Origin of the sequence: Moorena sp. SIO2C4 (genome assembly GCF_010672485.1) — a bacterium.
GTDB lineage: Bacteria > Cyanobacteriota > Cyanobacteriia > Cyanobacteriales > Coleofasciculaceae > Moorena > Moorena producens.
The window spans coordinates 1-10,223 of the sequence record NZ_JAAHGN010000150.1; the positions used below are offsets into that span (position 1 = coordinate 1).

9 protein-coding genes are annotated in these 10,223 nt (G+C 43.9%); 5 read left to right on the forward strand and 4 right to left on the reverse strand.

The window, feature by feature from the left end; genetic code table 11:
* The coding region (locus F6K20_RS10790; protein WP_287294643.1) for a serine/threonine-protein kinase at positions 1 to 1,230 on the reverse strand (1,230 nt) is incomplete at its 3' end.
* 311 nt (positions 1,231 to 1,541) lie between these two features.
* Between F6K20_RS10790 and F6K20_RS10795 the strand changes: the two genes are divergently transcribed.
* Positions 1,542 to 1,748, forward strand: coding sequence for a hypothetical protein (locus F6K20_RS10795; RefSeq protein WP_008179178.1), 207 nt, complete (start codon positions 1,542 to 1,544; stop codon positions 1,746 to 1,748).
* A gap of 543 nt (positions 1,749 to 2,291) precedes the next feature.
* On the opposite strand, the gene F6K20_RS10800 is transcribed toward F6K20_RS10795, so the two are convergent.
* Entirely contained in the window at positions 2,292 to 2,468 is a 177-nt protein-coding gene (locus F6K20_RS10800; protein ID WP_287257458.1) for a hypothetical protein, read from the reverse strand.
* Between the two features lie 240 nt (positions 2,469 to 2,708).
* Here F6K20_RS10800 and F6K20_RS10805 point away from each other — a divergent pair, with 240 nt between their 5' ends.
* Both F6K20_RS10805 and F6K20_RS10810 read left to right on the forward strand, forming a co-directional pair.
* Positions 2,709 to 4,931 carry an APC family permease gene (locus tag F6K20_RS10805; protein WP_008182295.1) on the forward strand — a complete coding sequence of 741 codons (2,223 nt, stop codon included), beginning with the start codon at positions 2,709 to 2,711 and terminating at the stop codon, positions 4,929 to 4,931.
* A 28-nt stretch (positions 4,932 to 4,959) separates the two neighbouring features.
* Complete coding sequence (locus F6K20_RS10810; RefSeq protein WP_287254924.1) at positions 4,960 to 5,097, forward strand: hypothetical protein; 138 nt, start codon at positions 4,960 to 4,962, stop codon at positions 5,095 to 5,097.
* Between the two features lie 16 nt (positions 5,098 to 5,113).
* Here the strand turns inward: F6K20_RS10810 and F6K20_RS10815 are convergent, their stop codons facing one another.
* Complete coding sequence (locus F6K20_RS10815; RefSeq protein WP_008182291.1) at positions 5,114 to 5,563, reverse strand: response regulator; 450 nt, start codon at positions 5,561 to 5,563, stop codon at positions 5,114 to 5,116.
* A gap of 732 nt (positions 5,564 to 6,295) precedes the next feature.
* Here F6K20_RS10815 and uvrB point away from each other — a divergent pair.
* Positions 6,296 to 8,365, forward strand: coding sequence for an excinuclease ABC subunit UvrB (gene uvrB / locus F6K20_RS10820; protein WP_287294646.1), 2,070 nt, complete (start codon positions 6,296 to 6,298; stop codon positions 8,363 to 8,365).
* Here the strand turns inward: uvrB and F6K20_RS10825 are convergent.
* Positions 8,298 to 9,509: an RNA-guided endonuclease InsQ/TnpB family protein gene (locus tag F6K20_RS10825; protein WP_287294641.1), complete on the reverse strand. Its 1,212-nt coding sequence runs from the start codon at positions 9,507 to 9,509 to the stop codon at positions 8,298 to 8,300. The genes uvrB and F6K20_RS10825 overlap by 68 nt on opposite strands.
* A 533-nt stretch (positions 9,510 to 10,042) precedes the next feature.
* Here F6K20_RS10825 and F6K20_RS39890 point away from each other — a divergent pair.
* The coding region (locus F6K20_RS39890; RefSeq protein ID WP_353736746.1) for a transposase at positions 10,043 to 10,223 on the forward strand (181 nt) is incomplete at its 3' end.

Below are 10,223 nucleotides of genomic sequence, written 5' to 3' on the forward strand. Positions count from 1 at the left end.
TTCAATAATGACCTTGCCATTGGCACCCAGAGCATGTAATAAATTCTGTTTCCAAATCCCTAGTGTTTGAGCCGGTTCTGTCAACAGTTGCCGAATTAATCCCCTAAATGCCTCCAGCAGGGCAGCGTAAGGACTATTCCGCTTAAACTGGTCAAATTTACCACTAATAAAATACCCTCGCGCTTTGACAATTGGTTTATGAACTTCATTGACCACTGAGGTTTTACCAATCCCTGAGTAACCGGATACCAGCATCAACTCAGTGGCTCCAACACTGACTCGTTCAAAGGCCTCCATCAGGGTGGCTACTTCCCCTTCCCGACCATAGAGTTTTTGAGGGATGAGCAGTCGGCTCCCGATGTCATAGGTCCCGGGAGTGAAGGTTTCAATTTTTCCGGTGGTTTGTAGTTGGGATAGACAGGTTTCTAGGTCAACCTTTAGTCCAGCAGCACTTTGGTATCGGTCTTCAGCATTTTTCCTTAGGAGTTTCATCACAATCAATGAAACTACTTCACTAATTTCTGGATTAAGCTGATGAGGAGGGACAGGATATTGAGCCAGATGATGGTGAATCAATTCCATGGGATCGGTGGTGATAAAGGGTACCCGATCCGTTAGCATTTCGTAAAAGGTGGCACCTAAGGAATAGAAGTCGCTGCGGTAGTCAATGGAGCGGTTCATCCTCCCGGTTTGCTCCGGTGAAATATAGGCAAGAGTCCCTTCCAGCCAATTAGGATTGCTAGTGGTGGGATTCTCTAGAGACAGGCGCGAGGCAATGCCCAAGTCAGTGATTTTAACTTGTCCTGTTTCCGGATTGATGATGATATTAGAGGGGTTAATATCTTTATGAATAATCGGGACTTTGTGCAGCTCATCCAAGGTTTCTACTAGAGAAATAGCTATCCGCAGAAAGTCCTTGATAGTCATGGTGTGAGAGTTGATCAAGTGCTTGAGGGATTGACCCCCAAAATCTTCAAATATCAACGCCAATCCATTATTATCGTTTTCCAGACCGTAGCATTTGACAATGCCTTCACAATCAATAGCTTGGGAGATTGTATATTCTTGTCGTAAGCTGCTAATCTCTTTAAGGGAGGGATAGTCCGATTTGATAAGTTTAATAATAACTGGTCTTTGCTGTTGCTGGTGATAGCCGCGATAAACAACTGTACTAACACCAGCTTCTAGTTCTTCTAGAAGTTTAATTTGATAGTTTGGGAATTGTAACATCATCTCTCCCTTGAAGTTTTTAGATATAGTAATTGTGATAGCTATACTGATTTAATCTTGTTTAATCTTGGTGATGGCGCTTCTGATTTGGCTCAAGTAGTTCCTGTAGTTGATGTCGGGTGGGCAGTGCACCAGACAGATAATGAACCTTGCAAAGGGCGTTGGTAGGCACTGCCCACCCGAAGATTAATCTTTAACTGGACTGGGTCGGATCAGTAAAACCAGCAGAGATTTTCAAGCAGCCGTACCAGCACCCCCAGCTTGTTTACTACCGACCGTTGATTAGCTGACCGCTGACCGCTGACCGCTGAATGCTTACCGCCCTAGTCAGGAAAAATTCAACGGTCAAGGGAGAAGGGTGGAGTGCTATTGTCCCTTTTTCCTTTGCCCATTCTGCTTTTACCCGACCTTTAGGTCAGTTGTCTTGCATTCAATTGAGAATTTCCATACAGCATAGTTTCCTACAGCCTATTTTAGGGATTACATCTCTAGAATTCCCGGAAATGCTACTCAGGTAACACTCAGATCACCTCCAGTTAATCACTTGGTTGATCGAATGGTGTTTGAAAAGTCTGTTTACTACTCGGAAGAGCGAAGCATGATTGACCGACTTATAGCAGAAGTCAAAAGTCAGAAGTCATTTGTCAGAAGTCAAACTCTTGCGCTTCTTGATGCAATAGCGAGTGGGGGAAACCCCCAAGACCGCTTAGGTGCGCTTTCCGTTGGCGAATTAAATTCGCCACGGGTCGCACCTCTGCATCGCTTACAAAGGGTGTGAGACTTTTGTCATGTCCTAACTGCCCTGGCGACTGCTATACATAGAATTTTCCGGTGAAGTATAACACACTGCTGCTAGATTGAAGACTGGATTGATCAACGAAGTGATTAACCGGAGTTGATATTACCCATATTGGTAAATTGGTCATTGAGCAAAAAATGCCTTAAATTCGTGATTGGGGTGCATAAAGTTGGGAATTTAGCAAGTTAATTCTGTAGTCAGCTTAAAAGACTGTCAGATTAAAAGACTATTGTTTCTGTTCTCTTCGTTCCATTAGCAGTTTCTACTTGTTTGCCCAAAACCCCATGACAGCAGTTATTCCTGTGGTGTGAAATTCATCCAAGTTGAACCAACAGCCCAGGCTACCAACGTTGTAACATCCTTGAGTTCCAATGTCTGTGGCTTGGGGGTAGAACTGGTGGAGTTGTTCATGGACCATGATCAATTCACCAACTGGCATTGTCTGTCAAGGACTTGAAAAATTTTCCAGTTATACCCCCATCAAAAATTCATTTACAACACAGTATGAACATCTCTGGTATTTCACTGAGGACTAACGCACTTCCTTGCCTCAGGGCTATTTTCAAGTCAGAAATTCATGGGCGTTTCGCCCACCACAAAGGAATCAAAATCTCTGTTCCCTATGCCATATTCCCTATAGTCAGATTAGCTTAATGCACTATATTCATGTTTTAGACATATGAAGTTACTGTTTGGTCGCCGCTCATCTCCTGTTGTCGAGCCTACTCAGGAAAAAACTTCAGGTTTGGGAACATTCGGTGGGGTCTATACTCCTTCGATTCTCACCATCCTGGGGGTTATTATGTACCTGCGCTTTGGTTGGGTACTTGGTAATGTTGGTTTAGTGGGTACCCTAATCATTGTTACCCTCTCCACCAGTATTACCTTTTTGACGGCTCTGTCTATTTCTGCGATCGCAACTGACCGCATTGTTAGGGCTGGTGGTGCGTATTACATGATTAGCCGTTCCCTAGGAATTGAAACTGGCGGTGCAGTAGGAATTCCCCTTTACTTTGCCCAAGCTCTCTCAGTCGCGTTATACACTATTGGTTTTGCCGAGAGCGTAGTTCAGACCTTTCCCCAGCTCAACCAGCTTTATGTAGCGCTAATTACTACTATTTTAGTGGCAATACTGGCTTTGACTTCCGCTAGCCTTGCCATCCGTATTCAATACTTTATTATGGCTGCGATAGCGCTATCCCTAATTGCTCTATTAGTCGGTAACCATGATTACCCTTATGATGTAGCTAATATTGAGCTGTGGGTGACCTCCAAAGAATCCTTCTGGCGTGTCTTTGCTGTCTTCTTCCCTGCCGTAACCGGTATCATGGCTGGGGTGAATATGTCCGGTGATCTACGCAACCCCATCCGCGCCATTCCCATCGGTACTCTGGCAGCAGTAGGCACAGGATATGCTATTTATATCATCTTACCAATTATTCTATCGATGCGGGTAGGGGGAGAAGCCCTAATTGCCAATCCTCTGATTATGAGGCAGATGGCATTTTGGGGTCCGTCAATCCTACTCGGGGTATGGGGTGCTACTCTCAGCAGTGCCTTAGGCAGTATTCTGGGCGCTCCCCGGATTTTACAGGCACTAGCTAGAGATGGGGTATTACCCCGTTGGATGCGATTCCTAGGTACGGGTAGTGGACGAGATGATGAACCACGGATTGGTACCGCTGTAACGTTGGGAATCGCTACTGCAGCAGTTTGCCTTGGTCAATTAGATATCATTGCACCAGTGCTAAGTATGTTCTTTCTGACCACCTATCTGGTGTTGAATGTAGCAGCTGCCATTGAGGGCTTTTTGCAAAGTCCTTCCTTCCGACCCTCCTTTAAAGTTAACTGGTTTCTGTCACTGTTAGGGGCATTGGGTTGCCTGATCGTAATGTTTTTGATAAATGCCTTTGCCACAGTGGCAGCAGCTGTTATTGTCTTAGGGGTTTACCTTTGGCTACAGCAGCGGGAACTGCGCACAGCTTGGGGGGATGTACGCCGGGGCATTTGGATGGCACTGTTGCGCACTGGTATTTTTCAGATTAGTCATCACCCTGATCCGAAAAACTGGCGACCCCACATCTTGGTGCTGTCGGGAGCTCCCACTAAACGATGGTCTTTGATAGAGTTAGCCGATGCTCTGACCCATAATCGCGGTTTAGTGACCGTTTCGAGTATTTTACCCAGTAGTTCCCATAGTGTTGCTAAGCAGGCACAGTTAGAACAAACCATCAGTGAGTATCTCGAACGGCGTAGTGTACAAGCTCTAGTGCGCTTGGTAACAGCACCGGATCCCTTTACCGGAGCCCGGCAACTGGTGGAAACTTACGGTATAGGACCACTAGTTCCCAATACAGTTTTACTCGGGGATAACGAAACCCTTAGCCGTCGCCAGCCTTACTGTCGCTTGATTACTCACATACACCAGGCAAAGCGTAATGTAGTGATTCTGCGGGAAAATCGGGAGCAGGGTTTCGGTAGTCGTCAACGGATTGATGTTTGGTGGGGCGGTAAGCAAGCCAATGGTAGCCTGATGTTGCTCCTCGCCTATCTATTGCGCAGCGACCTGAAGTGGCAAAATGCTGAGATTTACCTCAAGTTGGTGCTTCCTAATGAAATAGCAGCTCAAGCAGCACGGGCAAACCTAAGTAATTGGGTGAAACAGTTGCGGATTGGGGTTATTTGTCAGGTGCTGGTTTCCCAAGGGCGTTCTTTTAATGCTATTCTTCATGAGTCATCGGCTGATGCTGACTTAATCTTTATGGGTATGGCTACACCAGACGATAAGTTTACTCAATATTACGAAAGCTTACAACAAAAAACTGCTGGTCTTCCTACCATTGTCTTTGTACTGGCTGCCCCTGGGTTTGCTTTCCATGAAGTTCTCAGTGAAGATTTGTAGTATACTAACAGCAATTTAAAATTTTTAATTGCCAATTGACTATTACTATCAAGTCTGGTTAATCACTGATAAAATAGTCTCGGTATTTTTGGTAATAGGTAATGGAGACTTGGTAATCGTTAACTACCAAGTCTCCATTACCTATTACCAGATACAAACCCTATAGCATGAATTGGCAATGCTTAATTTTTGGGTGGCAGTTTAACAATACTTAGCCAGAAGTTTTCAATTGACTTCAATACTTTGAGAAACTGGTCTAATTCAAAGGGCTTAGTGACGTAGGCATTGGCGTTTAGCTTGTAGCTTGTGAGGATGTCCTGGTCAGAATCTGAGGAGGTGAGAATAATCACTGGAATTAAACTCAATTTTGGATCAGATTTAATCTGTGCTAACACTTCACGACCATCCATCACTGGTAGATTCAAATCCAGCAAAATTACGTCGGGACGGGGTGCTTTAGTATAAGGGGATTCTCGACGTAGAAATGCCATAGCGTCCTTACCATTGGTAAAAGTCTGGATATTGTTGCGAGTATTGCTATTTTTTAAAGTAGCTTTGGTCAAGTCTACGTCACGATGATTGTCTTCCACTAGCAATATTTCAATCCGCTGAATAGTATTTCTATAGTTCATAATTCCTGATTTTTTTATGTTGAGATTAAAACAATCAATTTGTAAAGAGTTTATAGTGGCTTTTTTTGGAATACATATAATTTTCGATTAATTGGGGCGTTGTCAGGTATAATCGATAATACTTATCTCCCTCGAAATTACCGATTAATAATTACCAAAATTAACAATTATTTATTTTTGGGTTAGTTGTTAATATTAGATATATATGATTATTGTTTCATAGTTTTAATGATATAATTCTCAATTTAATAATCAATTAATTATTACAGCTTTTTTAAATTAAATTAGGTACAAATTCCTAATTTGTATAGAATAGGGAATAGGGAATAAGGAATAAGGAATAAGGAACAGAACAAAAAAACTGTGTGCCTCATAGTTATGAAAAACGATGTAGTACAAAAAAAGCTTAGTTAACTAAACTATTAAAATGCTCTAACATGAAATAAAATGTCGATAGCAAATGATAAATATTGATAGGAATAATTTTGGTAATTAACCGTTTTTAATTACCGATAACGTATAGTTTTTATACGTGATAATTATGATTTAAGCAATTAGCATTTAACCAGATAGTTCTCATCCTCCCCTCCGAATTTTGGGCAAGTATTAAAACTATCTATTGAATTTGGGTAATAATCTATCCATCAGTACCTATAAATGTACAAAAATTATGATGAAATTATAGATAGTATTTTTACGGATTTTTTTTTAGCTGTGCCAGAAGCGTCTAAGATGCTATTTAACCTCGAAGCCCCTTTTCAACCAACAGGGGACCAACCCCAAGCTATTTCCCAACTCACCACTTACCTCAAGGCTGGCAACCGTATCCAAACTCTACTGGGTGCTACGGGGACAGGTAAGACTTTCTCCGTGGCATCGGTAATTGAAAAAGTTGGCAAACCTACCCTATTACTTGCCCACAACAAAACCTTGGCTGCGCAGTTATGTAACGAATTGCGGGGGTTTTTTCCCCATAACGCGGTGGAGTATTTCATTTCCTACTATGATTACTACCAGCCGGAAGCTTATATCCCGGTCACTGACACCTACATCGAGAAAACCGCGTCAATTAATGATGAAATTGATATGCTGAGGCACTCAGCTACGCGATCGCTTTTTGAACGGCGGGATGTCATAGTGGTGGCTTCCATTAGCTGTATCTATGGCTTGGGTATCCCCTCAGAATACTTAAAAGCCTCGATTCCTCTGCGGGTAAATACCGAAGTTGACCAACGCCAACTCTTACGGGATTTAGTCTCAGTACAGTATTCCCGGAATGATTTAGAATTGGGACGCGGACGGTTCCGGGTGAAGGGGGATGTGTTAGAAATTGGCCCGGCTTATGAAGACCGAATTATTCGGGTAGAATTCTTCGGAGATGAAATTGATGCTATTCACTACGTTGACCCAGTGACGGGTGGAATTTTCCAAAGTGTAGAGGGAGTAAATATTTACCCTGCTCGTCACTTTGTTACTCCGGATGAACGGTTGGAAGAAGCTTGTAATGCTATTAAGGCAGAACTTGAGGAACGTTTGGCTCAATTGGAGCAAGCGGGGAACTTGTTAGAAGCCCAACGGTTGGAACAGCGTACCCGCTATGATTTGGAAATGTTGCTCGAAATTGGTTACTGCAATGGTGTGGAAAACTATTCTCGTCACTTGGCTGGACGCAAGCTTGGGGAACCACCAGAGTGTTTGATTGATTATTTTCCCGAAGATTGGCTTTTGGTAGTGGATGAATCCCATGTTACGGTGCCGCAAATTCGGGGAATGTACAATGGCGATCGCGCTCGAAAGCAAGTGTTGATTGACCATGGCTTTCGCTTACCCAGTGCAGCAGATAATCGACCCCTGAAGGCAGAGGAATTCTGGGCAAAGGTGAATCATTGTATTTTTGTCTCTGCTACTCCTGGGGATTGGGAGATCGAACAATCTCAAGGGCTAGTCGTAGAACAGATCATTCGTCCTACCGGAGTGCTTGACCCAGAAATCTTTGTCCGTCCTACAGTAGGTCAAGTAGATGATTTGTTGGCTGAGATTAAGCACCGGGTGGATTGTCAGGAAAGGGTACTGGTAACAACCTTAACCAAGCGCATGGCTGAGGATTTGACAGAGTATCTGCAAGAACGGGATATTCGGATCAGTTACTTACACTCGGATATTAACTCTATTGAACGGATTGAAATCTTGCAGGGGTTGCGCCAGGGTGAATTTGATGTCTTGGTTGGGGTTAACTTGTTGCGAGAAGGGTTGGATTTGCCGGAAGTCTCTCTGGTAGCAATTTTGGATGCGGATAAGGAAGGGTTCCTCAGGGCAGAGCGATCGCTTATTCAAACTATAGGCAGAGCAGCACGTCATGTCCGAGGGCAAGCCATTATGTATGCTGATACCCTTACAAAAAGCATGAGAAAAGCGATTGATGAGACTAATCGCCGTCGTAAGATTCAAAGTGAATATAATATCAAAAATAACATTATACCACAGCCTATTCGCAAAACCGCAAACAATCCAATTTTGACATTTTTGGATGTCTCCCGACGGTTGAATGCTCAACAGTTTGAATCGGTGTTTGAACAGGTGGATGATGTACCTTTAGAGAAGATTCCAGAGTTGATTAATCAGTTAGAAGAACAGATGAAGGAAGCAGCAAAGACGTTGGAATTTGAAACGGCAGCAAAGTTACGCGATCGCATTAAACAGCTGCGGGATAAACTGCTAGTTGACACTCCCCGGTCTAAAGACGCGGGGATTCTTCGCTCAACGACCCGTCTTGCTCAACCTGGCCGGAACCAAGAAGAGTAGAGGACAGATCTCCGGAAGAGTTCGGATTTAAAATCCAGGTTCCGGTGTGCCCCACCGTACCCAAGGCTCTCTCAAGAATGTTGATTGCAGCGTTGTGGTCGCGGTCTAACTGACAACCACACTTACAGGTATGAGTCCTGGTTGATAGAGACTTCTTGACTATCTCGCCGCATTGAGAACAATTTTGGCTGGTATAGGCAGGGTTTACTGCAACAGTTGCCCTGCTAAACTTTTGCCCAAAGTGCTCCAACCATCTTCTAAACTGATACCAACCTGCATCATTAATAGACTTGGCTAGACAGTGATTTTTAACCAGATTTTTTACCCTTAAGTCTTCGTAGGCGACCAGATCGTTAGATTGGATTACGCAACGTGCCAGTCTCTTGGCATGTTCTTCACGCTGCCTACTTATCTTGAGGTGTGCCCTACCTAGTCTATTAATCGCTTTTCTGCGGTTAGCTGAGCCTTTCTTTTTTCGGGAAACTCGGCGTTGATAAAACTTAAGCCGTTTTTCCCCTGTTCTGTAAAATCTGGGATTAGATTCTGTGTGGCCATTAGAGTCGGTGTAGAAATCTTTTAGCCCCACATCTAAACCGACAGTATTGCCAGTAGGTTTTAAAGACTCCTTACAATCAACGGAAACGCAAAACTGGACATAATAGCCATCGGCTCGCTTGACTATCCGGACTCGCTTAATTTGCTTCTTGTCGAAACGCCACAAGTCCCATGTACCCTTAAGCTTAAGCTTCCCTATTCCCTTCTTGTCAGTGAACACGATTGACTTTTTATCAGGGGACAACTTCCATCCTGATTGTTTGTATTCGACCGATCTGCAATGCTTTTGGAATCTGGGAAACCCCTTTTTGCCAGGTACCTTTTTCTTGCAATTTTCATAAAAACGAGTGATCGATGACCATGCTCTTTCTGAGGCAGTCTGGCGAGCTGTTGAGTTTAACTCATTAGCAAATGGGAATTGATGAGCCAACACTTTACTGTACTTGCTGAGATCGAATTTGTTTGTACCCTTATTGTCCATCCATAAACGGATGCAGCTATTTCGGATAAATTTTACAGTCCGAATGGCTTCATCTATGGCTGAGTATTGACTCTTTTTTCCTTTGGCTTTGAATTCCAGAATGATCATCGGTTATCGACCTCTCCCGCTTTACTTTATTCTACAACATCTAGAATAAAATTCCGGAACATTCTCAGAATATTTTTTTCACGGCGGCTTTAGCCGCTACTGCCCTTCATCCCCGCGTATTTATACCGGGGATGAAGGGCTTTGGCTCCCTCGTAAATGAAGCAGTAGAGTATATTCGAGAGTCCCAACTAGTGTAAGTGCATAAATTGGGGATGGACAAACAGGATGATTACGGCTACAGCTGGTGTGAGCAAGGCCAGCAGTTTGAAGCACTAAAGTGACGGAAGCAGAGCGGGGCGCGTCAATCTGATTGCTGCTTAGTGCCAACAACACCTGATAGCAGCCTTGACTGTGGAAGGACTTGTCACCGTGTGGTGTTTGAAACCTGGCGAGAAACTGCCTTAATTCCGGTGCTTAAACCAGGACAGGTGGTAAGGTCAAGTCCGCTTGAATAGCTATAATCAAGAAGATTGATGGGGAGATGGGGAAATGGGGCAGATTTTTATTCAGGGTAATTATCCGGACATGATCTAATTCTCGATCACGCCACCTGCCATCATCCCGGACCCATGGTCAACTTGATTGAGGCTGCTGGCTGTCCGCTGTGGTACCTGCCCCCTGATGCTCCCGACCAAAACCGAACCCCCGAAGTGTTCGGCTGGGCTCAAAAGTCCTCATTCGCCAGGGCTGATATCACTGCCCTTGCTCGCAACA